Origin of the sequence: Gordonia sp. IITR100, assembly GCF_002009645.1 — a bacterium.
GTDB lineage: Bacteria > Actinomycetota > Actinomycetes > Mycobacteriales > Mycobacteriaceae > Gordonia > Gordonia hongkongensis.
This window is the reverse complement of record NZ_MVKV01000001.1, coordinates 219,620-241,571: the sequence shown is the minus strand read 5'-3', so window position 1 is coordinate 241,571 and position 21,952 is coordinate 219,620. Positions and strand designations below refer to the sequence as shown.

19 protein-coding genes and 1 pseudogene are annotated in these 21,952 nt (G+C 68.6%); 7 read left to right on the top strand and 13 right to left on the bottom strand.

The genetic code is table 11. The features are described from left to right. Window positions 1-61: 61 nt before the first annotated feature. Window positions 62-490, top strand: a complete 429-nt coding sequence (locus tag B1818_RS01145; RefSeq protein ID WP_078111729.1) for a hypothetical protein — start codon at window positions 62-64, stop codon at window positions 488-490. A gap of 170 nt (window positions 491-660) precedes the next feature. On the opposite strand, the gene B1818_RS01140 is transcribed toward B1818_RS01145, so the two are convergent. The 6 genes from B1818_RS01140 to glp all read right to left on the bottom strand — a co-directional run bounded on the left by B1818_RS01140 (window position 661) and on the right by glp (window position 8,829). Next, window positions 661-1,518, bottom strand: coding sequence for a universal stress protein (locus tag B1818_RS01140; protein WP_078111728.1), 858 nt, complete (start codon window positions 1,516-1,518; stop codon window positions 661-663). Then, on the bottom strand, window positions 1,515-3,194 hold the full coding sequence (locus B1818_RS01135) for an MDR family MFS transporter (protein WP_078111727.1): 1,680 nt from the start codon (window positions 3,192-3,194) through the stop codon (window positions 1,515-1,517). Before B1818_RS01135 ends, B1818_RS01140 begins: the two co-directional genes overlap by 4 nt. A 193-nt stretch (window positions 3,195-3,387) precedes the next feature. Further along, window positions 3,388-5,682 carry an AAA family ATPase gene (locus B1818_RS01130; protein WP_058251342.1) on the bottom strand — a complete coding sequence of 765 codons (2,295 nt, stop codon included), beginning with the start codon at window positions 5,680-5,682 and terminating at the stop codon, window positions 3,388-3,390. Beyond that, complete coding sequence (locus B1818_RS01125; protein ID WP_231742352.1) at window positions 5,679-6,725, bottom strand: phosphatidylcholine/phosphatidylserine synthase; 1,047 nt, start codon at window positions 6,723-6,725, stop codon at window positions 5,679-5,681. The genes B1818_RS01130 and B1818_RS01125 overlap by 4 nt, the downstream gene beginning before the upstream one ends. A 26-nt stretch (window positions 6,726-6,751) precedes the next feature. Continuing rightward, on the bottom strand, window positions 6,752-7,483 hold the full coding sequence (locus tag B1818_RS01120) for a phosphatidylserine decarboxylase (protein ID WP_058251340.1): 732 nt from the start codon (window positions 7,481-7,483) through the stop codon (window positions 6,752-6,754). A 104-nt stretch (window positions 7,484-7,587) separates the two neighbouring features. Beyond that, window positions 7,588-8,829, bottom strand: coding sequence for a gephyrin-like molybdotransferase Glp (gene glp / locus B1818_RS01115; protein ID WP_058251429.1), 1,242 nt, complete (start codon window positions 8,827-8,829; stop codon window positions 7,588-7,590). Window positions 8,830-8,928: 99 nt separating this feature from the next. Between glp and B1818_RS01110 the strand changes: the two genes are divergently transcribed. After that, window positions 8,929-9,729 (top strand): HAD-IIA family hydrolase, encoded by an 801-nt coding sequence (locus B1818_RS01110; RefSeq protein WP_058251339.1) that lies wholly within the window; start codon window positions 8,929-8,931, stop codon window positions 9,727-9,729. A gap of 236 nt (window positions 9,730-9,965) precedes the next feature. Here B1818_RS01110 and B1818_RS01105 read toward each other — a convergent pair whose 3' ends face one another. The 4 genes from B1818_RS01105 to B1818_RS01090 form a co-directional block, all read right to left on the bottom strand. Then, window positions 9,966-10,424, bottom strand: a complete 459-nt coding sequence (locus B1818_RS01105; RefSeq protein ID WP_058251338.1) for an SRPBCC family protein — start codon at window positions 10,422-10,424, stop codon at window positions 9,966-9,968. A 101-nt stretch (window positions 10,425-10,525) separates the two neighbouring features. Beyond that, the gene (locus B1818_RS01100; protein ID WP_058251337.1) at window positions 10,526-11,011 is read right to left on the bottom strand and encodes a DUF350 domain-containing protein; all 486 of its coding nucleotides are present in this window, start codon (window positions 11,009-11,011) and stop codon (window positions 10,526-10,528) included. 142 nt (window positions 11,012-11,153) lie between these two features. Further along, window positions 11,154-12,266 carry an acyl-CoA dehydrogenase family protein gene (locus B1818_RS01095; RefSeq protein ID WP_058251336.1) on the bottom strand — a complete coding sequence of 371 codons (1,113 nt, stop codon included), beginning with the start codon at window positions 12,264-12,266 and terminating at the stop codon, window positions 11,154-11,156. A 41-nt stretch (window positions 12,267-12,307) separates the two neighbouring features. Continuing rightward, a complete protein-coding gene (locus B1818_RS01090; protein ID WP_058251335.1) occupies window positions 12,308-13,501 on the bottom strand; it encodes an acyl-CoA dehydrogenase family protein in 1,194 nt (397 codons plus the stop codon). Between the two features lie 209 nt (window positions 13,502-13,710). Between B1818_RS01090 and B1818_RS01085 the strand changes: the two genes are divergently transcribed. After that, window positions 13,711-14,337 carry a TetR/AcrR family transcriptional regulator gene (locus B1818_RS01085; protein ID WP_058251334.1) on the top strand — a complete coding sequence of 209 codons (627 nt, stop codon included), beginning with the start codon at window positions 13,711-13,713 and terminating at the stop codon, window positions 14,335-14,337. Window position 14,338: 1 nt separating this feature from the next. On the opposite strand, the gene B1818_RS01080 is transcribed toward B1818_RS01085, so the two are convergent. After that, window positions 14,339-15,592, bottom strand: a complete 1,254-nt coding sequence (locus tag B1818_RS01080; protein WP_058251333.1) for an MFS transporter — start codon at window positions 15,590-15,592, stop codon at window positions 14,339-14,341. An 87-nt stretch (window positions 15,593-15,679) separates the two neighbouring features. On the opposite strand from B1818_RS01080, the gene B1818_RS01075 reads away from it, so the two are divergent. From B1818_RS01075 to B1818_RS24325, 4 genes and pseudogenes are all read left to right on the top strand, one after another. Next, complete coding sequence (locus tag B1818_RS01075; protein ID WP_068970598.1) at window positions 15,680-16,294, top strand: TetR/AcrR family transcriptional regulator; 615 nt, start codon at window positions 15,680-15,682, stop codon at window positions 16,292-16,294. Window positions 16,295-16,317: 23 nt separating this feature from the next. Beyond that, on the top strand, window positions 16,318-17,730 hold the full coding sequence (locus B1818_RS01070; protein WP_058251331.1) for an amidase: 1,413 nt from the start codon (window positions 16,318-16,320) through the stop codon (window positions 17,728-17,730). A 150-nt stretch (window positions 17,731-17,880) separates the two neighbouring features. Beyond that, window positions 17,881-19,059, top strand: a pseudogene (locus tag B1818_RS24695) (PQQ-binding-like beta-propeller repeat protein); the annotation flags it as partial. A 243-nt stretch (window positions 19,060-19,302) separates the two neighbouring features. Next, window positions 19,303-19,701, top strand: coding sequence for a hypothetical protein (locus tag B1818_RS24325; protein WP_254859510.1), 399 nt, complete (start codon window positions 19,303-19,305; stop codon window positions 19,699-19,701). An 89-nt stretch (window positions 19,702-19,790) separates the two neighbouring features. Here the strand turns inward: B1818_RS24325 and B1818_RS01060 are convergent, their stop codons facing one another. Together B1818_RS01060 and B1818_RS01055 are read right to left on the bottom strand one after the other, a co-directional pair. Further along, a complete protein-coding gene (locus B1818_RS01060) occupies window positions 19,791-21,416 on the bottom strand; it encodes a cation acetate symporter (protein WP_058251428.1) in 1,626 nt (541 codons plus the stop codon). A gap of 26 nt (window positions 21,417-21,442) precedes the next feature. After that, window positions 21,443-21,799, bottom strand: coding sequence for a DUF485 domain-containing protein (locus tag B1818_RS01055; RefSeq protein ID WP_068970521.1), 357 nt, complete (start codon window positions 21,797-21,799; stop codon window positions 21,443-21,445). Window positions 21,800-21,952: the final 153 nt, after the last annotated feature.

Genomic DNA, 21,952 nt, shown 5'->3' with positions numbered 1-21,952 from the left:
TCTTTCTCCCGGCGGGGTGTCACGGGCGAGCACCCGCGGTGGCTACTTTACCGTTGCCCGTATGTTCCGGTTCGACTGGCTCCGGCGTACCGCCGTCAGCATCGCCGCTGTCCTGCTGGTGTTCGGCCTCGTCGTGGGTTGTGCGGACGAGGAGCAGGCCGGCCCCGACGGGGTGCCGTTGCCGTCGGATTTCCCGGCCGCGCAGGTCCCGCTCATCGACGGTCACGTGCTCTCGGCGAGCGGCAGTCGCTCCGACGGCTGGGAGGTCGCGGTGCAGGGCCCGGCCAACGCGGGCTATCAGCTCGAGGCCGCGACCGAGACGCTCACCGAGGCCGGCTACGTCGAATCGCACCGTTCGACCGAGGGTGGACAATCGGTCGTCGTGCTGTCGGCGACCAAGGAGGGTTCGACCTACTGGGTCCAGATCGGCGCGTCCCCGCAGGCCGCGGGCGGTGGGTCGTCGGTCTTCTATCTGGTCAACGTGGAGTAGGCATCGCACTAGTGGTGTGTCTCGGAAATAAGCGACTGGTCTCCGGCGCTCGATCGGCGCCTGGCTGCGTTGTCGTCGGTCGAGATAGCTCCGCTATCCCTCCCTCCTCCGCCTTGCCAGAACACCGATCGCTCCACCGGATACCGGCCACCTATTTCCGAGACACACCACTAGCTCGTCGACCCGCGGTCGAGGTGACCGGACCGGCTGTGATCGACGATCGCGATCGGGCATCGCGTGTGGTGCTGGGCGGCGCGCGCCACCGACCCCGCCCAGGTCGCGAAGGTGCTTCCCGCGCGTGGCCGGGTGACGACGAGCAGGGACGCCTGCGGAACCGCCTCGCCGACGGCCCTCGACGGGTTGCCGTTGACCAGTTGCAGCGTCGTGTCGCGGTCGGGGAAGCGTCGGCGCCAGGGTTCGAGCAGTGTGTCGGCTCGCGCGTACACCGCTTCGATCCGAGCGGGCGGGGCGTCGTCGGGGATCGCGCACACGATCGCCACGGGGCTGCCGGTGGCATCGGCGTACTCGAAGGCGGTCGACAGAGCGAGATCGGACGGGGCGTCGGCATCGATGGCCGCGACGACCGGACCGCCCGTCGCGAGGTTGCCGTACGGAACCGTCACGACCGGGCATCGCGACCGGGCCGAGAGCGCGGAGCTGATGCTCCCGGTGGTGAGGCGTTCGATGAGGCCGGGTCGATGATGGCCGAGGACCATCAGATCGACCTGACCCGACAGCCTGGTGAGCAGGGGTATCGCGAAGTCGTGTTCGACGACGGTCTCGATGCGCAGGCCCGGAAGCCGGGTGCCGAGACGGCCGGCCACCGCGGTCAGATGGGCGGCCGCTGCCTGCCGCGTGGCGGTGACGTCGAAGTCGAGTTCGAACTCGCTGAGTGGTTGCAGCGCAACGGCTGCCGCGAATCCGTGGATCAGTAGCACGCGGTCCCCGTCGCGGGCCGAGGCGGCCGCCCAGTGAGCGGCCGCCTCGGATTCGGGACTCAGATCGACCCCGACGGCGATGGTGTTCATCGGGCGCGGGTGGCGTTGCCCGTCCGCGTCTCGCCGGCGACGGCGTCGTCCGCGACGGGACCGACCGCCGACGGTGCCACGGCTGCGGGCACGGCGACGTCGGCGACCGCCGCCTCCTGCGCGCGGCGCTCCTCGTCGCTGCTCATCGTCTTCAGCGCAACCTCCTTGATGAACACGATGGCGATGAAGCTCAGGGCCGCCATGACCGCCGCGACCAGGAACACCCGGGCGGTGCCGTCGCCGTACGCGCCGCGCACGATGGTCGCGATCGGGGCGGGCAGTTCGTTCAGGTTCGCCAGCCCGGCACTGCCGCCGCTCGACGCACCGGCGCCGATGCCCAGCGCGCCGAGCCCCTTCGCGATGAGGTCGGTGACGTGGTTGGACAGGACCGCGCCGAGCACCGACACACCCGCGGCGCCGCCGAGTGAGCGGAAGAAGGTGACCGTCGAGGTCGCCGCACCGAGGTTGTCCGGGCTGACGTTGTTCTGTACCGCCAGCACGAGGTTCTGCATCGTCATGCCCATGCCGCAGCCCAGGATGAAGAGGAACACGCCGACCACGACCATGTCCGTGTGTGCGTCGATGGTCGCGAGCAGTCCGAAGCCGATCGTCATCATCGCGGCACCGGCCACGAGGAATCGCTTCCACCGCCCGTACCGGGTGATCAGGTTGCCCGACACGGTCGCCGACAGCATCGAACCGATGACCATCGGCAGCGTCAGCAGGCCGGCCGCGGTGGGGGAGTAGCCACGTGCGATCTGGAAGTACTGGCCGAGGAAGACCGCACCGCCGAACAGCGCGACGCCGACGCCGACGCTGGCGAGGGTGGCCAGGGTGGTGGTGCGGTCGCGGAAGATGTGCAGCGGGATGATCGGGCTGGAGACCTTCGACTCGACGAAGATCGCCAGGGCGAGGAGCACGACACCGAGTGCGACGAGACCGTACGAGGTCAGCGAGGCCCAGTCGAAGTTCTTACCGGCCAGCGTCACCCAGATGAGCAGGGTGCTGACGCCCGAGGCGATGAGGGCGGCACCGAGGTAGTCGATGCTGACCTTCTTGCGGACCACCGGGACGTTCAGCGTGCGCTGGATGACGAGAAGGGCGATGACGGCGAGCGGGACGCAGACGTAGAACGTCCAGCGCCAGCCGAGCCAACTGGTGTCGACGATGACGCCGCCGATGAGCGGACCGGCGACGGTCGCGACGGACATCACCGCGGCCATCGGGCCCTGGTAGCGGCCGCGTTCGCGCGGGCTGAACATCGTCGCGACGACGATCACGACCAGCGCCTGCAGGCCGCCGAGGCCCAGACCCTGGATGACGCGGAAGCCGATCAGCATGTCGACCGAGGTGGAGAGCCCGGCGAGGACCGAACCCAGGGTGAACAGGAACAGCGCGCCCTGCACCAGGAGTTTCTTGCTGACCAGGTCGGCGAACTTGCCCCAGATGGGCGTGGTCGCGGTGGACGCGAGCAGGGTCGCGGTGATGACCCAGGTGTACTGGTCCTGGGTGCCGTGCAGGTCGGTGATGATCGTCGGCAGGGCGTTGGACACCACGGTCGACGACAGGAACGCGACGAACATGCCGAGCAGGAGGCCGATGAGGGCCTCGATCTTCTGACGATGCGTCATCGGCACCTCTTCGGCCGGCGCCATCGCGGACGCGGGTGCACTCATATGGCAAACCTCCGAGAAAGAGAGCTGCCCGCGACGAGGAGACGGGCGGGCGGCGAAACGGCGCGCGCGGTGGCGCACCCGATTGGTTGATTGATGCAACTATAAGTCGTGATGGTTGCAACCAACAACTATCGGAGGTTATTCCGGGTGTGTTCCGGGACTCATTCAGACGCAGCGGGGAGCGCGGCGGTGCTCAGTCGAGCCGACGCTCGGCGTAAGCCTTGAGGTCGGCGACCTGCGCGGGATCGAGCGACGGCCGAACCCGCTTGCGGGCCTCCTCGACGTCGGCCACGGTCACCGCGGCGGCGTCGATGTCCCGGCGCATCGCCGACAGGGCGGCCTCGCGCAGCAGGGCCGAACAGTCGGCCGCCGAGTAGCCCTCAAGGTCGCCGGCCAACTCATCGAGGTCGACTCCGTCGAGCGGGACGTCGCGCCCGGTGGCGCGCAGGATGTCCCCGCGGGCGTCGGCGTCCGGCGGCGGCACGAAGACGAGCCGTTCCAGCCGCCCGGGCCGCAGCAGCGCCGGGTCGATGAGGTCGGGTCGGTTCGTCGCACCGAGCACCACGACGTCCTGGAGCGGTTCGACGCCGTCCAGTTCGGTCAGCAGCGCGGCGACCACCCGGTCGCCGACACCGGAGTCGGTGGACTGACCGCGGCGCGGTGCCAGCGCGTCGACCTCGTCGAGGAAGATCAGCGAGGGCGCCGACTCGCGGGCACGGGCGAACAGATCCCGCACTGCCTTCTCCGACGACCCGACCCACTTGTCCATCAGCTCGGCGCCCTTGACCGTGTGCACCGACAACTGACCCGACGCCGCGAGCGCGCGGACGACGAAGGTCTTGCCGCAGCCCGGCGGGCCGAACAGAAGCACTCCACGCGGCGGGTCGACGCCGAGCCGGGCGAAGGTGTCGGGGTGCTGCAGCGGCCACAGGACCGCTTCGGTCAGAGCCTGTTTCGTCTCGACCATGTCGCCGACGTCGGCGAGGGTGATCGAGCCAAGCGCGACTTCGGGGGAATCCGAGCGGGACACCGGCCGGATGACGTCGAGGGCGCCGACGAGATCCTCGGTGCGCAGCGACGGCGCGGACTTCTCGGCACTCGCGCGCGTCGCGGCGCGCAGCGCGGCCTCGCGGGCCAGCGCGGCGAGATCCCCGGCGACGAAACCGGGGGTGCGCGAGGCGACCGACGTGAGGTCGAGGTCGCCGTCGGTCGGGACGTTCGACAGGATCGCCGAGAGCAACCGCGCCCGGGTCGCGGCGTCGGGGAGGCCGATGACCAGTTCCCGGTCGCAGAGCGACGGGTCGCGCAACCGGGCGTCGAGGCGTACCGGTTCGGCGGTGGTCGCGATGAGTGCGATGCGGCCGTCGGCGATGCCGGAACGCAGTTCGTCGAGGATCAGTGCGGCGACGGGCTCGGGTTCGGCGGGTAACAGCGCGTCGACGTCGGTGATCAGCAGGACCCCGGCGGCCGCCCGGGTGCGGGCCACCGCGTCGGCGACCGTCCGCAGGCGGGTGTTGGCCTCCGTCGCGCCGACCGTCGGGCCGTCGATGGTCACCAGCGTGCGCGACGCGCACACCGAACGGACGAAGGTCGCCTTGCCGCCGCCGGCCGGGCCGGTGACCAGGACGCCGAGACGCGGTGTCGCACCGAGGGTGCGCAGCACCTCCGGCTCGTCGAGGGTGATGGTGAGCCACTCGGTGAGCTTGGTGATCTGGGAGTCGACGCCGACCAGCTCCGACACCGGCCGGACCGGGATCTCGGGCTCCCGGGCGGGCTCGCGGACCGGGCTGGGCGCGGCGGCCGGCCGCGGGCGGGAGTCGGACTCCGACACCATGCCGAGGGCGCCGGGGATCCGGGGTGAACCGGGACCGGTCCGATCGCCCAGCGGTGCCACCTCGCCCGCGGTGGTCGACCACAGCACGGCGGTGTTGGTCTGCACGCTGACCGGCGCCGACACCCGGCCACCCGCCGGCGGGCCGGGCTCGGTTGCCGTGACGGTGAGCAATTCGGTGGTCCAGGTGATCCCGACCGACCTGGCCAGCGCACGCGTGGCCTCGGTGGCGGCGAGCTCGGGACCGAGGTCGCGGGGGAGGAGCGAGACGGCGTCACCGACGGACAAGACCTTCCCCAGCAGCGCGCGGCGCAGCGTCGACTCGGTGATCGACTGGGTGGCCAGCGCCGAACCGCTCACCACCACCCGGCTTGCGCCCTGCACCTCAACGGGCGCCAGCACGACCGTCGAGTTCTCGCGGACACCGGCGTTGGAGAAGGCGATCTCGTCGAGGAGGGCGACGCCGGTCGGCGCGGAGGCCTCGGTCGCGGCCACCACGGCGGCGGTGACCCGTGCGCCGGTGATCGACACCGCGTCCCATTCCCGCAGCGAGAGGGCCGTCAACACCTCGGGATGCACGCGGATGATGCCGCGCCGCGCCTCGGCCGCCGAGGGATTGTGCCGCGCGGTCAGCGTGAGGGAGGCCGGTGTGCTCATTCGGACTCGCTTTCGGTCGTCTCGCCGGGCGCGCCGACCACGGACCGGCCGGGGCCGGTGGGACGGTTCAGGCCCATGCGGCCGAGGGAGTTGATGACCGGCCGACGGCGTCGACCTCCGGGCGACGTGGCCCGCAGCGCCCGGCGCTGTGCACGACGCTCGGCCGGTTTGTCGTCCCAGTGCTCGGGCCGGGAGGCGACCCAGCGGCGCGCGCGCCACGCGTACGGGATGTGCAGGACGTATCCGGCGATGGCGATCATCATCAGCACGTACGGGAAGGTCACCAACAGTGCCGCGGCCGCGGCGACCAGCACCAGCAGGCCGGTCACCGCGCGAGCCGGGATCGATGCGGTCTTCAGCGAGGACGTCGGGACGCGACTTACGGCCAGGAAGGCGACGAAGATCAGCCACCCGCCGACGGCCGGCAGCGACGTCCACCACCCGTCGCCGAACTGTTGTTCCAGCCCGATGGGCAGGAGCGCGCAGATCGCCGCGGCGGGCGCGGGGACACCGACGAAGAAATCCTTGGTGTACGCGGGTGCCTCGTCGTCGTCGAGCAGGGTGTTGAACCTCGCGAGGCGCAGGACGATGGCGCAGCAGTAGATCAGCGCGAGCACCCAGCCGAGGTCATGCCCGTCGATGAAATAGAAGTAGATGATCATCGCCGGGACCACACCGAAGTTGATCGCGTCGGCCAGCGAGTCGATCTCGGCGCCGATCCGGCTCGTGGCTCCCATCAGGCGTGCGACCCGACCGTCGATGCCGTCGAGGAACGCGGCCGCGACCAGGAGAGCCATCGCGGTGTCGACGTCGCCGTTGATCGCTGACCGCATGGCCGTCAGGCCCGCGCAGATCGCGAGGATCGTCAGCGACGACGGGATGACGATGCGGCTGGCCTGTGCCTGGCGCCGCAGACGCCGGCGCTCCGGCTCCCGCGGAACCGGATGTGTCTGTGCGTGCCGGCTGGCCGAGCGCGCGGTCGGGTTGCGCGCGGTGCGCGAGCCGGGGCGTCGCCGGCCGGGGTTCGTGCCGGGTGAGGTCATGTCGGTCGGGTTCACCGGGCCGGAGTTCACTGATCCAGGTACGCGAACGGGGTCTCGCCGCCGACCGCGCGCTGGCCGACCGAGACGCGGGGCCGGGTGCCGGCCGGGAAGTAGACGTCGACGCGCGATCCGAATCGGATGAGCCCGTAGGTCTCGCCGATCGTCAGCGAGTCCCCGACCGACGGCTCGCACACGATCCGACGGGCGACGAGACCGGCGATCTGCACGACCGCCAGCTCAGGGCCGGGCGTGCCGCCTGCGGCGGTGGTGCGGATGGTCATCGTGGTGCGCTCGTTGTCGCGGCTGGCCTCGGGGAGGTCGGCGGAGACGAACGCGCCGGGCGTGTGGGTCACAGTGGTCACCGTGCCCGCGATCGGCACGCGCTGCACGTGGACGTCGAAGATCGACAGGAAGGTCGAGACCCGGGGCAGCGGCTGTGTGCCCAGGCCGGACTCGGCGGGCGGGACAGCCTCGTCGACCAGGGCGATGGTCCCGTCCGCGGGGGCGACCACCACGCCGGGTTCGGTCGGGGTGACCCGCTTCGGATGCCGGAAGAAGGCTGCGCACGCGGCGGCGGTCAGCGTGGCCGGTCGGGCGATCCAGCGGTGTCGACGCCCGAGGAGCGCGACGGCTGCAGGCGCGGCGACGAACGGCACACCCGCCGGATGGATCGGAGGGATGGTCTCTCGGGCCAGATCGAGAAAATGGGCGACACGGCCGGTGTCACCGGAGCCGTCCGGACGCGGACGTCGGGCCACGATCAACCTCCTCTGGCCTGTGTCCAGGCCGGATAAATGGTGCGCACCGCATCGCCGGGTGCATCGGCGTCCACTCTAGAGCGCCGCGCCCGGAGACCTCGTCGTCAGCGCAGGACCAGCACGTCCACCAGGGTGCCCGCCTCGACCGCCTCGACGTCGGCGGGGACGTCGATGAGCGCGTCGGCCTCGGCGAGGTAGCGCAGGTGATGGGACGCCGGCGGGCCGATCGGGTCCACCCCGACCACCCCGTCGCGAGGCCCGGCGTCGAGCACGCCCCGCAGGAACTGTCGTTTGCCGCGGGGTGAGCGGATGTCGGCACCGAGACGAGCTCGGATTCGTTCCCGGTCGGCGGGCAGTGCCATCGCGGCCCGCAGCGCGGGCCGGATGAAGACCTCGAAGGACACGAGTGCACTGACGGGATTTCCCGGCAGCGTGATGATCGGCACGCGCCGGCCGCGGGAGGAGGGGAAGTGGCCGCACCCCTGGGGCATGCCCGGCTGCATCGCAACCTTCACGAACTCGACGGTCCCGGTCGCCGACAGTGCGTCCTTGACCACCTCGAAGGCGCCGGCGCTGACACCGCCCGAGGTGATGATCAGATCGGCGTCGTCGGCGACCTCGTCGAGCCGCGCGGCGAAGTCCGCGGTGTTGTCGGGCACGAAGTGCAGGTGACGGCCGGCCGCGCCGGCCTCGATGACCGCGGCGGTCAGCATCGCGCCGTTCGACTCGTAGATCTGCCCGTGGCGCAACGGTTTTCCGGGTTCGACGAGTTCAGAACCGGTGGACAGCACGACGACCCGCAGCCGCCGGGCGACGGTGATCTCGGCGAGGCCCAGTGCGGCGAGCAGGCCGATCTGCGGTGCGCCGATCACCGTGCCGGCCGGCAGCGCCCGGGTGCCGGCCTCGATGTCGGAGCCGCCGCGCCGGATGTGCCTGCCGCGCTCGGGTGCTGCGGTGAACGTGACGGTCGGCGCCGCGGCCACCGGGCCCACCACGGCGTCGGTCAGTTCGACCGGGACGACCGCGTCGGCGCCCGCGGGCATCGGGGCGCCGGTCATGATGCGGTGCGCGGTGCCCGGCTCGAGAGTGAGGTCGTCGGTACGGCCGGCGGGGATGTCCGCGGCGACCGGCAGGGTGACCGGCTCGTCGGCGCTCGCGTCCGCGAGATCGTCTGCGCGGACCGCGAATCCGTCCATCGCGGAGTTGTCGAAGCCGGGCAGCGACAGCGGGGCGTCCACGTCGGTGAACGTGGCGAAGCCGAGCGATTCCGGCACGGCGACCTCCGACGGTTCGGCGGGGCCGAACAACGCCGCGACGATGCGCTGATGCTCTACGACGGTACGCATCCGCTCAGCATGCCAGGTGTCGACGGAGACCATGGCGTCGTCCCGGCAGGTGACCGGGCCGTCCTGCGACGCCGCTGGGCGAGGACTACATTCGTGCGCATGGCGCTGGGTCTGCTGTTCGACATCGACGGGGTGATGGTCACCTCGTGGCAGGCGCTGCCCGGCGCGGTCGAGGCGATCGCCGATCTCGCCGACCAGGGCATCCCGCGGATGTTCTTGACCAACACGACGTCCCGCTCGCGTGGCGAGATCGCCGAGGCGCTCAACGAATGCGGTTTCGAGGTGAAGCCGGACGAGATCCTGTCGGCCGCCAAGCTGACCGCCGAACACGTCGCCGCCACCTATCCGGGCAAGCGCGTGTGGGTGCTCAACCAGGGCCCGATCGCCGAGGACATGACCGGCGTGGAGTTGACCGACGACCCGGCGTCGGCCGAGGTGGTGGTACTCGGCGGTGCCGGTTCGGTCTTCACGCACGCCACGCTGTCCAAGGTCCTGGAGATGATGCTCGACGGGATTCCGGTGATCGCGATGCACCGGTCCATGACCTGGTCGACGGCGGACGGCTTGAGCATCGACACCGGGGTGTACCTCGAGGGTCTCGAAAAGGCTTCGGGCGCAAAGATCAAGGCGATCGGCAAGCCCTCGCCGGTCGGTTTCCGGGCGGCCACCGAGGTCCTCGGTCTGGAGCCGACCCAGGTGGTGATGGTCGGCGACGACATGCACAATGACGTTCTCGGTGCCCAGGCGGCGGCGCTGATCGGCGTGCTGGTCCGCACCGGCAAGTTCCGCGAGGAGGCGCTGCATGCGCTGCAGCGTGACGAGTTCGGGCCCTACCCCGACCACATCATCGACTCGGTCGCCGATCTCCCCGAGCTCATCGGCAAGCTCGGCGGAGCCTGATCCCCGCGCCTGGATCGGAAAGAAGCACCACCCTCTGCTCCCTGAGAGCGCCCGGAGCTTGCGGAGGGCGCGTCACGAAGGGTCCTTCGACCGGGCTGCGAGACCCTTCGTGACGGCCTCCGCAAGCTCCGGCCTCCTCAGGGAGCAGGGGGCGAGCGTCTCCCCGCTCCCTGAGGAGCGAGCTTGCGAGCGTCTCCCCGCTCCCTGAGGAGCGAGCTTGCGAGCGTCTCGAAGGGTCAGTTGGACTCGGCGGCGCGCTTGATCTTGCCCAGCGTCTCGGCCATCCCGAGCTTGAGCTCCTCTTCGAACGACTCGGCGCCGCCGAAGAGCTTGTCGACGAGTACCGACGACACCTTGGTGGTCGACCCGTTGACCTCGCGCCGCTCGGTGACCGTGACCCCGGCGTCCTTCGGGGTGATGGTGTAGCTCCAGATGGTGTGGTTCTCCGCGACCCGGAAGCCGAGTTCCTGGTTCGGGGTGAACCGGACGACCTTGGAGGTGGTCGGCCACACCAGCGGGCCCCGGCGGTTGATGTTGATGGTCTTGGTCCCCAACCCGACGGTGCCGCCGCGGATGATCATCTTCTTGCACTGGGGGCTCCACTCGCCCATGCGCTTCAGATCGGAGATCACCGACCACACCTGTTCGGGCGTGGCGTCGATGTCGATGGATTCCTCGATGAGTGCTGCGGTCATGGTCGCTCACCCTATGTGCTTGTTGGCCGAGGGTCAATAAGCATGTTCGGGTGCCCGAGTCAACCCCGGAAAACGCGTGGACCAGCGATGTCGCGCCGAACTCAGACCAGCAGGGTGATCCCGATGACGGCACCGATGGCCAGGAAGACGGCGGCGGTGATCCACCCGGCGGGGTGTTCGTCGGCGGCCCGGCGGCCGGTGGTCACGGCGTCGTCGGGGGTCTCGTCACTGCGCGGCGCGCCGTCGAAGAGCAGCGTGCCGAGCTTCCCGGGTGTGAGCCAGTCGATCAGCACGAACGACCACATCATCACCGCGATCGCCAAGACCGTGTACGCGACGGTGTAGAGCAGCGCGCGCCACAGTTCCAGGAGTTCGGTGTCGATGACCGAACAGACCAGCACGATCGCGAGGCCGATGACCATCGATGTGGTCAGCAGCACCGCGTTGCGGTTGTGCTCGATCCACACCAGCTGCCGCAGCCGGCCCGGTGTCACCAGGTCGAGGGCGGCGAAGCCGAGGACGAGCACGGCGATCCCCACCAGGCTGAACGATGCCCCCGCGGCCAGGTTGTCCCGCAGCAGTTCCATCCGGCTCCCTCTCGCCTCGCATCGACATCAGCGGGCTGCCGCCCGACTGCAACACCTCGAGCGGGCTGCCGCCCGAAAGGACTTCAGCGAAGGCCTGCGCGCGAGAACGCGCAGGGCCTTCGCTGAAGGACAGTAGCCGGTATCAGCCGACGCTGAGCATGTCGTAGGTGTCGATGTTCTCCGCCAGGCGGGTCACATGGTCCGACGCGTCGCCCAGGGTGTGGCTGATCGCCGTCAGACGGCTCACGTAATGGGCGATCGGGTACTCGGCGGTCATACCGATACCGCCGTGCATCTGGATCGCTTCCTGACCGATCAGGCGCGCCGAGCGGCAGATCTGCAGCTTGGCCCGCGACGCGATGATGGGATCGGCGATCCCATCCGCCAGCGCCGACGTCGCGTAGAGGCTCAGGCTGCGAGCGAGTTCGAGCTGGACGTACATGTCGGCGGCACGGTGGGTCAGTGCCTGGAAGGCCGACAGCGTGACGCCGAACTGCTTGCGCGACTTGAGGTATTCGACGGTCAGGTCCAGGCTCCGCTCCATCGCGCCGACGGCCTCGGCGCACAGTGCGGTCTGGATGCCGACCTCGGCGTCGGCGATGGTCTGCGACGCGTCGCCGGTGCCCAGTCGCGTCGCCTTGACGTCGCTGAACTCGATCTGCGCGCCGCGACGGCGGTCGTGCGTCCGGTACGGCGTCCGGGTGATGCCCTGGGCATCGGCGTCGACGAGGTAGAGGCCGACGCCGTTGTCGTCGCGCGCCGACACGATCAGCTTCGCAGCGCAATCGCCATGTCCGACAAGGCTCTTGGTGCCTTTGAGGACGCCGTCGGCCGACGCGGTGGTCTCCACCCGCGCCTCCGGCCAGCGGTCGCCCGGCTCGGTGTGGGCGAAGGCCATCAGCAGTTCGCCCGACGCCAGCGCGGTCCGCAGCTCGGCGCGGGTCGCGTCGTCGGCGAGGCCGAGGAGCGAGCCGGGGACGAGGACCGAGTCGAGGTAGGGCTCAGGTGCCAGTGCGCGGCCGAGTTCGGTCATGACACTGGTGAATTCGACGGGGCCGGCGTCCATGCCGCCCTCGTCCTCCGGGAAGGTGAGGCCGAGGATGCCGATCTCGGCCAGCGACTTCCACACCTTCTCGCTCCAGCCGAGATCGGTGTCGGTGACCTTGCGCAGCGTCTCGACGTCGTAGGTCTTGGTGAGGACCTCGCGAACGGTGTCGCGCAGCATCCCCTGCTCTTCGGAAAGCTCGAAATCCATGGTGTTCCTTAGTGAAAGGTCGAAAGGTGCGGGGTCGGCGCTCAGAGGCCGAGGACAGCCTTGTCGATGATCTGGCGCTGGACCTCCGACGACCCGCCGTAGATCGTGACCTTGCGGTAGTTGAGGTAGGTCGGGGCGGCGAGCTGGGCCCATTCGGGGGCGCTCACCTCGGCGCTGCCATTCGGAGCCGAGGCGTCGAGCTGGGCGACCGGGAGCGAGTCGGGGCCCGCGATGTCGGCGAGGAGTTCCATGGCGGCCTGCTGCAACTGGCTGCCGGTCAGCTTGAGCAGCGACGATGCCGGGTTCGGCTTGCCGTCGGCCGACGAGGCGGCGACGCGCAGCTGGGTGAGCTCGAGGGCGAGCAGTTCGTTCTCGACCTCGGCCAGGCGGGCGGCGAACAGCGGATCGTCGAGGAGGGTGCCCTTGGCGGTCCGGGTCTGCTTGGCGAGTTCCTTGGCGCGGGCGAGCTTGGCCTTGGTGTAACCGACGCGGGCGATGCCGTTGCGCTCGTTGCCGAGCAGGAACTTCGCCTGGGTCCAGCCGCTGTTCTCCTCGCCGACCATGTTCTCGGCGGGCACGCGGACGTCGTTGAAGAAGACCTCGTTGACCTCGTAGCTGCCGTCGATGAGCTGGATCGGGCGGATCTCGACGCCCGGCGTGTCCATCGGGAACAGGAACATGCTGATGCCGGCCTGCTTCTTGACATCGGGGTTGGTACGCGCGAGGCAGAAGATCCAGTCGGCGAACTGTCCGAGTGTGGTCCAGGTCTTCTGTCCGTTGATCACGTAGTCGTCGCCGTCGCGGACCGCGCGGGTCTTCAGCGAGGCGAGGTCGGAGCCGGCCTCTGGCTCGGAGAAGCCCTGGCACCACCAGATGTCGAGGTTGGCGGTCTTGGCCAGGAAGCGTTCCTTCATCTCGTCGGAACCGAACTGGGCGATGACCGGGCCGATCATGCCGACGTTGAACGGCAGCATGTCGGGGACGAACGCGAGGCTCATCTCCTCGCGGTAGATGTGATGCTGGATCGGGGTCCAGTCCTTGCCGCCGTGCTCCACCGGCCAGCTGGGGGTGGCCACACCGTGCTCGTTGAGGATGCGCGTCGTGGTGACGAGGTCCTCGGGGTACTGGAGCTTGCCCTCTTCGCACCGCTTGCGGACGTCTTCGGGGACCTTGGCGAAGATGCTGCGCAACTCCTCGCGGAAGGCCTCTTCTTCAGGACTGAATTTCAGCTGCATGGGTTCTTCTCTACTCCTGTCGAGGGTGTCCGTACCCCGGGCGGTGTGGTCGAACTGGGGACCTCTGCCGTGTGCACCCAAGCTGGGGAAACCCAACCGAGCCACGAATGACTAAGCGCTTGCTTAGTGATAGGTTGCACTATGCCGCGCGGGCTGGATGCTGTCAATCACGGGCTCGTCGCGATGACCAGTCCGACCGTTCCGAGAAGGTGACCGTGGGCCCGTCTGCCGATCCGACGCCCGAAGTCCGGCCCGTGGCCGCCCGGGCCCGGCTCCTGCGCGCCGCCGTCGAGGCGTTCGCCGCCAAGGGGTTCAACGGGACGACCACGAGAGACATCGCCAACGGCGCGCAGATGAGTTCGGCGGCGGTCTACGTGCACTTCCGCTCCAAGGAGGAGCTGCTGTTCGAGATCTCCGACGCCGGGCATCGCGCGATTCTCGCGGCGATCGACGACGCCGACGATCCGTCGGCGTCCCCCGGCGACCGGCTGCGGGCGATCTTCCACGCCTTCACCGAGCACCACGCGCGCGAGCACGTGGGGGGTCGGGTGGTGAACTACGAACTCAACGCCCTCGCGCCCGACCATCTGGACACGGTGATGGCCATGCGTCGCGAGATCACCAGACGGGTGCGCGAGATCATCGAAGCCGGGATCGCATGCGGGGACTTCGATGTCGCTGACTCGCTCGCCACCACCAACGCGATGCTGTCCATGGGGATCGATGTCGCGCGCTGGTATCGCGACGGGGGGTCACTCTCGCCCGAGGAGATGGGGGGCTTCTACGCGGAGCTGGCCACGCGGATGGTGGGATGGCGACCGCCCGTCGGCGGGTGACTCAGCCCCTGCATGCCGGTTCCGGTTGCGACGGAGAGACTTCGACTGCGTTCCGGGCTGCGGATGCTGCCCGGCGGCGCACTGTCACCGCGAATACCGCCGCAATCATCACCATCGCGAGAACGTAACCGACGTAGCCGATGATGGTGTCGCGCAAACCGATGTGCGAGACGACGATCCCGGCGATCACGGCCGGGACGCTGAATGCGAGGTAGCTCGCCACGAACACCGACGAGAAGACCTGACCGCGCATCGCGGGAGGTGTCGCGGCGGTGATGTTGTCCATCGCGGAGAGGAAGGTGGCGGCCCAGCCCGAGCCGGCCACGATCGAACCGACGATGTAGAAGGGCAGGGATTCGATGAGGACCCCGGCCAGTGAGATCACCACGCCGGCGGCGAGTGCGGGAAATCCGTACGCAGCCTTGATCGTCGACGAGCGATCGGTGATGAACAGGGACGTGACGGCCGCGCAGGCGAAGAAGACGAACAGGATCGCGCCCGCCGCGCCGTGGTTGCCCACACCGAACACACGGGAGACCACCGACGACCCGAGCGAGAGATACAGGCCGCCGAGCGACCAGGTGGCGACGAGCGCGGGAACTGACGCCAGGAACACCGTGCGGACCTCGCGAGGCACGCGCACCTGCGGCGCGAGCGTGCCGGCCAGGTGCCGTCGAGAATCGAAGCCGATTCGCTCGCGGGTCTCCGGGACGACGAGAAGTGCGATCAGCAGTGCGGCGAACAGGCCGAGGATGATCTCGTAGATCAGCACGCGGGGTGCGGGTGCGTACTCGACGAGCACCCCGGCCACGGCGACGCCGCTCGCCAGGCCGACCGCCGGGGCTGCGCCGACGATCGTCGATCCGGCACGGGCCGAGGGCTGCAGATCGACCGTCGTCGCGGTCAAGGTGCCCATCGCCGCGCCGGTGGCCAGGCCTTGCAGGGCGCGCGCGGCGAGTAGGGTGCCGACGTCCTCGGCTACGACGAACAGCACCATGCTCGCGATGAGCAGGACGAGCGCGACGGCGAGGACAGGCCGCCGGCCGACATGATCGGACAGAGACCCGACCGTCAGGAGGCTCACCAGCATGGTCACCACGTACACCGCGAACACGAGCGTCAGTGTGAGCGCGGAGAATCCCCACAGTTCCTGATACACGGGGTACAGCGGCGACGGTGCCGCGGACGCGAACAGGACCATCATGTACGTCGCCGCGATCAGCCAGAACGCGCGATGTGGGTGCAGTGGCGCCACGAGGTCTCCTTAAAGCAAACAGGTTTGCATTCAGAAACTAGCCCGGACTGCGTTCCAAAAGCAATCAGCTTTGCAATAATGGCTTCCATGACGACGGCCCGCACCCCCGACAGCCCGATTTCTGGTGCTCCCGCCTCGCCGACCCGTCGTCCAGGTGGTCGTAGCGCGCGCGTGCAATCGGCGGTCTACACGGCAGTCGGTCAGCTCGTCGGGGCCGGACGCCGCGAGACGATGACGATCCCCGAGGTCGCCGAACTCGCCGGGGTGAATCCGACCAGCATCTATCGACGCTGGGGAACGATCGACGCGCTTCTCGGGGAGGTCGCCGTTGCGGCGTTGACGCAGGGCGAACCCCTGCCCGACACCGGCACTCTCGCCGAGGACCTGTCCGAGTGGGCGCAGATCATCGCCGCCGACATCGCACGCCCGAAGCGCCGCGCCTACCTTCGGGCCATGGTCGCCGCGCGCGAGGACATCGTCGAGGTCTGCCCCTGCTGGGAGATCCGGCGTGGGCACGCCGAACAGATGATCGCGCGGGCGCGGGACCGCGGCGAACCCACGCCGTCGGTCCGACAGGTGCTCGACCACGTGATCGCCCCGCTGTATCACCATGCGGTCTTCGGACTCGAGCTCGACGCCGATCATGCCGCCGGCCTGGTCGATGACGTCTTGTCGATGATCGGAGCTGCGCCGAGAAGGTAGGCCGAGACGATAGGGTCCCGGGAATGAAACACGTTCACGCGTTCACCGACGACGCACTCGGCGAGCACGACGCGGTCGGCGTCGCCCAGGCCATCGCATCCGGAGAGATCTCCGCTTCCGAGGCGGTCGAGGCCGCGATCGCGCGGATCGATGCCGTCAACCCGCACCTCAACGCCATCGCCTTCGACGATCGCGAGCGTGCGCGCAAACGCGCGGTCGACAACGACTTCCCGCTGGGATCGTTCATCGGGGTGCCGTCGATCATCAAGAACAACACCGACCTCGCGGGGCTGCCGACCTGTCACGGTTCGGCTGCGGTGCCCCAACGACCGGCGAAGGCCAACGAGGCGTTCACCAATCAGTTCCTGGCGAGCGGCGTCAATGTGGTCGGCGCGTCGACGATGCCGGCCTTCGGGCTGACCTCGACGACGGAGTTCGTCGACCGCGAGCCGACCCGCAACCCGTGGGACACCGACTACTCGTCGGGCGGCTCGTCCGGTGGTTCCGCGGCGCTCGTCGCGGCCGGTGCACTGCCGATCGCCCACGCCAACGACGGTGGCGGATCGATTCGCATCCCCGCCGCCATCTGTGGGCTGGTCGGACTGAAGCCGAGTCGCGGGCGCGTCGAGGCGTCGAAAGAGACACGGGACGCGCCGATTGACCTCGTGTCGAACGGGATCGTCAGCCGATCGGTGCGCGACACCGCCCGATTCCTCGCCGACACACAGGGTTTCCGGCCCGCGCCCGGGATGCCGCCGGTCGGGCTGGTCGAGGGGCCGGGGACCAAACGGCTCAAGATCGCGCTGATCACCGAGCCGCTGACCGGCTCGCTGCTCGACCGGGACACACAACGGTGTGTCACCGAGGCCGCCGAGCTGGTCGAGTCCCTCGGACATCGCACCGAGATGGTGCCGCTGCCGGTGGACCGGGACTACGTCCGGGACTTCATCGACTACTGGTCACTGCTCGCACTGGCGCTGGACCGATTCGGAAAACGGGTGGTCGACAAGGGCTTCGACCGTTCCCAGGTGGACTCGTTCACCCGTGGGCTCTCGCGCGGCGCGCTCCGGCACTTCTACCGGCTGCCCGGGGCGGTCCGCGGGCTGCGGAGGTCCACGGCCGCGATCCGCGGACTGCACGACACCTTCGACGTGGTCCTCAACCCGACCGTCGTCCACGCGACCCCGGAAATCGGATACCTCGATCCCGCACTCGACTTCGACGAGGCGATGGGCCGGCTGACCCGGTTCATCGCCTTCACCCCGGCCAACAACACCGCGGGCACCCCGGCGATCAGTCTGCCGCTGGGACAGACGGAATCGGGCATGCCCGTGGGCATCCACTTCGCGGCCGACCTCGGCCAGGAACGCACCCTCCTCGAGTTGGCCTTCGAACTCGAGGCGGCCCGGCCGTTCGCGCGGATTCAGGACGCCTGAGATACGTAATTCGTTCCCGCGGTGACGTTTCCGTCGCGCTTATTGGATCCTATAAGCACGACGGAAACTGCGCCGCGGGAGTGTTGGTCGGCCTGGGGACGCGCGACTGACCGAGATGCCGAACTCCGATAGTCTGCCCGGCAGCACCGAATGAGTTCAGTCGACGGGGGTGGGATGAACGGTCATGGGATGGCGCAAGAGTCCGAGACGATCAGCGCCGGACATTGTGGCGTCACGGTGGGCGGAAGTTATCGAAGGTCGTCCGCCGCATCCCGCTTCGCCGGCTACGTGACTACTGTTTCCGCGGTTGCCGGAATCGTCCTCTCCGGGCTGGCGTTTGTTCAACGGGCTCCGTCGGGTCGGGTGTCTGACGGATTCTGGACCGGACCACAATGGGCCGCAACAACACTCGTGCTCGGAGTATCACTCGGGTTGTCGCTCGTGATTGGTGTCGTACTGCTCAGCTTCGTCGGTCGCGGTCCGGCAATCGGGTCGGCCCTGGTCTCGGGGGTCTGCCTCGCCTATTCGGTCCGATCCGAGGCGGTCGATACCATCGCGGCGCTGACGGGAGGCCCGGGCGGACATGACGTGGTACGAACGGTCCTGGCGGCGTGGGCGTGCCTGCTCGTCGCCGCGGTCGCGGCGACGTTTCGACGAGATCGATTGTCTCTAAGAGAGGTCGGCGCAATCGCCGTTGTCGCTCTCGTCGTGACACTGGCGATCGGTCTCATGCCGTTCGAGCGCAGTGGAGCGACGGGGGCCGACGCCATTCGGATTCCCGAAGTGCCGCCTTCGGTCACCGGGGAACCAGCCTACCGAGTGGATGATGTCGATCCCTGGTCGATCACCCCGGCCGGCCCGGGCTTCGCCGCAGTCGTCGATGACATCCTGGTCGCCTACGACGGCACGACGGGCCGACCACGGTGGAGCCTCACTCCCGATGGCGTCGGAGCGGCGAATTGCGCTGAGCGAGGGTTCGATCGCGTCACCAGTACCGGAACGGGAACCGATTCAGTGGTCGTGGTCGGTTGTGACTACGCCCGCGCAGGGCGGGTGGGGTATTTCACGACCGGGATCGATGCGATGACAGGACAGGTCCTCTGGACCAACGATTCGCCGTGGATTCTGATTTCCGACGTACCACGCGCCGGACGCGTCGATCAGCCAGTGGCTGTGATCCGTGACGGCGAGATGGCAGTTCTCGAACCTCGGAGCGGAGAGGTCAGATGGCAGCGACGTGTGTCGCCGCCGACCGGACGTGATGAACCGAACCCGCATCCGCGCTCGGTCTTCGCTGCCGGTCATCATGTGGTCTATGTGACTCCTGACAGGGGTCATGTGAAGGTCGTTGTCTTCGACGCCCTGACCGGAGCGGATCGGACCCATCGCATCGCAATCACGGCGGCGGACGAGCGGTTCGACGTCAGCGTCGGCGAGACAGGCGACTCCGAGTTCGTGGCTCACCTGTGGGACCTCGATGACGTCCCCCGGGCATTGGTGGTCTCCATAGCGAACGGCGGACACGAGCCGGTGGACAGATGGTGGTGGGGTTCAGATGCTCGAGGGCGCCGGATGACGGGGATCCATGTGAACGCGCAGCCGTCCTGGGGTATGTACTTCGACCAGCCCGGGGCGGTAGTCATCGGACATCTGGATTCTCGCTCGTCGACCCGCGTCACGATCCCGAAAGGTACCGACTGGCCACGCGATCCGATCCCGGAGTCGCAGAGCTGGGTTCTTCTGCACGACTCCGTGGTGACGGCCCAACTGAAGCGACCTCTCGAGAACCAGGGGCGGTACGACCTGACGACGATCCACCCGGGCGGTTCGATCGCGTCCGTACCGTCGCCGTGCGGGCAGACGTTGGGTGGCGTCGTACCCGTTCCGGGAGCCGTGCTGGTCACATGCTTCGGCGATCCCGGTGATCTCAGCTCACCGGTGAGTGTGGCGGCACTTCGCCCGGATAGCTGAGCGTGCCCCCACAAATCCACCCCTGTTCCGCACACCCACCGCCTTGCAAGGCAGTGGGTTCACGGAACAGGGGTGGGTTTGCGAATGACCTAGTGCTGCACGGCCTTCTCGGCCCCGATGCCGGTGAGGGAGCGAACCTCCATCTCGGCGTTGCGTTCCGGGGTGCCGTTGTCCGACGGGCTGGTCAGCGTGCCGACGATGCCGAGGACGAAGGCCAGCGGGATCGAGATGATGCCCGGGTTGGCCAGCGGGAACCAGGCGAAGTCGGCGCCGGAGATCATGGCGGTCGACGACCCGGAGACGGCGGGGGAGAAGACGATCAGCACGATCGTCGAGATCAGGCCGCCGTACATGCTCCACAGGGCGCCGCGGGTGTTGAACCGCTTCCAGTAGAGCGAGTAGACGATCGTCGGCAGGTTCGCCGCCGCGGCGATCGCGAAGGCCAGCGCCACCAGGAAGGCGATGTTCTGGCCGTTGGCGAGGATGCCGAGCACGATGCTGACGATGCCGAGGACCACGACGGTGTATCGCGAGACGCGGACCTGGTCGGCCTCACTCGCCTTGTTGCGCTTGATCACCGAGGCATAGATGTCGTGGGCGAACGACGCCGACGCGGTGATGGCGAGGCCGGCGACCACGGCGAGGATCGTCGCGAAGGCGACCGCCGAGATGATGCCCAGCAGGACCACGCCACCGAGTTCGAACGCGAGCAACGGTGCGGCCGAGTTCTGTCCGCCGGCGGCGTCGAGGATCTTGTCCGGTCCGACCAGGGCGGCCGCTCCGTAACCGAGGACCAGGGTGAACAGGTAGAAGGCGCCGATGAGGGCGATGGCCCAGACCACCGACTTGCGAGCCTCTTTCGCGGTCGGCACGGTGTAGAACCGCATCAGCACGTGCGGGAGGCCCGCGGTGCCGAGGACGAGCGCGATGGCGAGCGAGATGAAGTTGATCTGGCTCGTCAGTGACCCGCCGTACTGGGCGCCGGGAGCGAGAACGTCACGCGCGGCGACCTTTTCGCTGGTCGAGTCGGTCACCGCGTCCTGCGCCGCACCGAGGATCGACGACAGGTTCATGCCGAACTTGGCCAGCACGATGACGGTCATGATGCCGGCGCCCGCGATGAGCAGGACGGCCTTGATGATCTGCACCCAGGTGGTGCCCTTCATGCCGCCGATGAGCACGTAGACGATCATCAGCGCACCGACGACGGCGATGACGATGGACTGGCCGAGGCGCCCCTCGATGTCGAGGAGCAACGCGACCAGGCCGCCGGCGCCGGCCATCTGGGCGAGCAGGTAGAACAGCGACACCGCGAGGGTGGAGATCGCCGCGGCCAGACGCACCGGGCGTTGCTTGAGACGGAAGCTGAGGACGTCGGCCATCGTGAACTTGCCGGTGTTGCGCAGCAATTCCGCCACGAGCAGCAGCGCGACCAGCCACGCGACGAGGAAGCCGATGGAGTAGAGGAAGCCGTCGTAGCCGTAGACCGCGATGGCGCCCGCGATACCGAGGAAGCTGGCCGCCGACAGGTAGTCGCCGGCAATGGCGACGCCGTTCTGCGGTCCGGAGAAGCCGCGGCCGCCGGTGAAGAAGTCGGCGGCGGTGCTGTTGTTCTTGCTGGCCTTGATGACCACGAACATCGTGACCGCGACGAACGCGGCGAAGATGGCGATGTTGGCGGCCGGGCTGCCGACGGTCGCCGCGAGGACGGTCACGTCGGTGGTGGGTACGGCAGTGGTGTTCACAGTGCGGGCCCGCCTTCCATCTCGTTGCGGATCGCCTCGGCCTTCGGGTCGAGATTGCGATTGGCGAAGCGTACGTACATGCCGGTGATGACGAAGGTGCTGACGAACTGCAACAGACCGAGGATCAGGCCGAGGTTGATGTTGCCCCAGACCTGGGTCGCCATGAAGTCATGGGCGAAGGCGCCGAGCAGCACGTAGAGGGCGTACCAGATCAGGAAGAACGCGGTCAGCGGGAAGACGAACTTCCGCAGCGTCCGCCGCAGCTCCTGGAACTCCGGACTGGCCTGCATCTCGATGAACTTTTCGCCGGTCGGCGCGTGTGGCGCCGGTGGTGGTTGGTCGACGGTCGACACGTTTCCTCCCAGGGTGACGTGGCCACATGTGTGATGGCTCTACGGAACTCAGCCTGGATGAGGTGCAGATCACAGACAATCGGGTGGCCTGGGTCACACGCCGAAACCCGCCGTCCGTGCGCCGGACGGTCGGTGAGATCCGACGAACGGCGA

Excerpts from the sequence above, each read along its gene's own strand:
- B1818_RS24325 (WP_254859510.1), top strand. The coding sequence starts at position 19,303 with ATGACGGGGATCCATGTGAACGCGCAGCCGTCCTGGGGTATGTACTTC.
- B1818_RS01130 (WP_058251342.1), bottom strand. The coding sequence starts at position 5,682 with ATGAGCACACCGGCCTCCCTCACGCTGACCGCGCGGCACAATCCCTCG.
- B1818_RS01095 (WP_058251336.1), bottom strand. The coding sequence starts at position 12,266 with ATGGATTTCGAGCTTTCCGAAGAGCAGGGGATGCTGCGCGACACCGTT.
- B1818_RS01100 (WP_058251337.1), bottom strand. The coding sequence starts at position 11,011 with ATGGAACTGCTGCGGGACAACCTGGCCGCGGGGGCATCGTTCAGCCTG.
- B1818_RS01105 (WP_058251338.1), bottom strand. The coding sequence starts at position 10,424 with ATGACCGCAGCACTCATCGAGGAATCCATCGACATCGACGCCACGCCC.
- B1818_RS01135 (WP_078111727.1), bottom strand. The coding sequence starts at position 3,194 with ATGAGTGCACCCGCGTCCGCGATGGCGCCGGCCGAAGAGGTGCCGATG.
- B1818_RS01070 (WP_058251331.1), top strand. The coding sequence starts at position 16,318 with ATGAAACACGTTCACGCGTTCACCGACGACGCACTCGGCGAGCACGAC.
- B1818_RS01145 (WP_078111729.1), top strand. The coding sequence starts at position 62 with ATGTTCCGGTTCGACTGGCTCCGGCGTACCGCCGTCAGCATCGCCGCT.
- B1818_RS01140 (WP_078111728.1), bottom strand. The coding sequence starts at position 1,518 with ATGAACACCATCGCCGTCGGGGTCGATCTGAGTCCCGAATCCGAGGCG.
- B1818_RS01125 (WP_231742352.1), bottom strand. The coding sequence starts at position 6,725 with ATGACCTCACCCGGCACGAACCCCGGCCGGCGACGCCCCGGCTCGCGC.
- B1818_RS01110 (WP_058251339.1), top strand. The coding sequence starts at position 8,929 with ATGGCGCTGGGTCTGCTGTTCGACATCGACGGGGTGATGGTCACCTCG.
- glp (WP_058251429.1), bottom strand. The coding sequence starts at position 8,829 with ATGCGTACCGTCGTAGAGCATCAGCGCATCGTCGCGGCGTTGTTCGGC.
- B1818_RS01090 (WP_058251335.1), bottom strand. The coding sequence starts at position 13,501 with ATGCAGCTGAAATTCAGTCCTGAAGAAGAGGCCTTCCGCGAGGAGTTG.
- B1818_RS01075 (WP_068970598.1), top strand. The coding sequence starts at position 15,680 with ATGACGACGGCCCGCACCCCCGACAGCCCGATTTCTGGTGCTCCCGCC.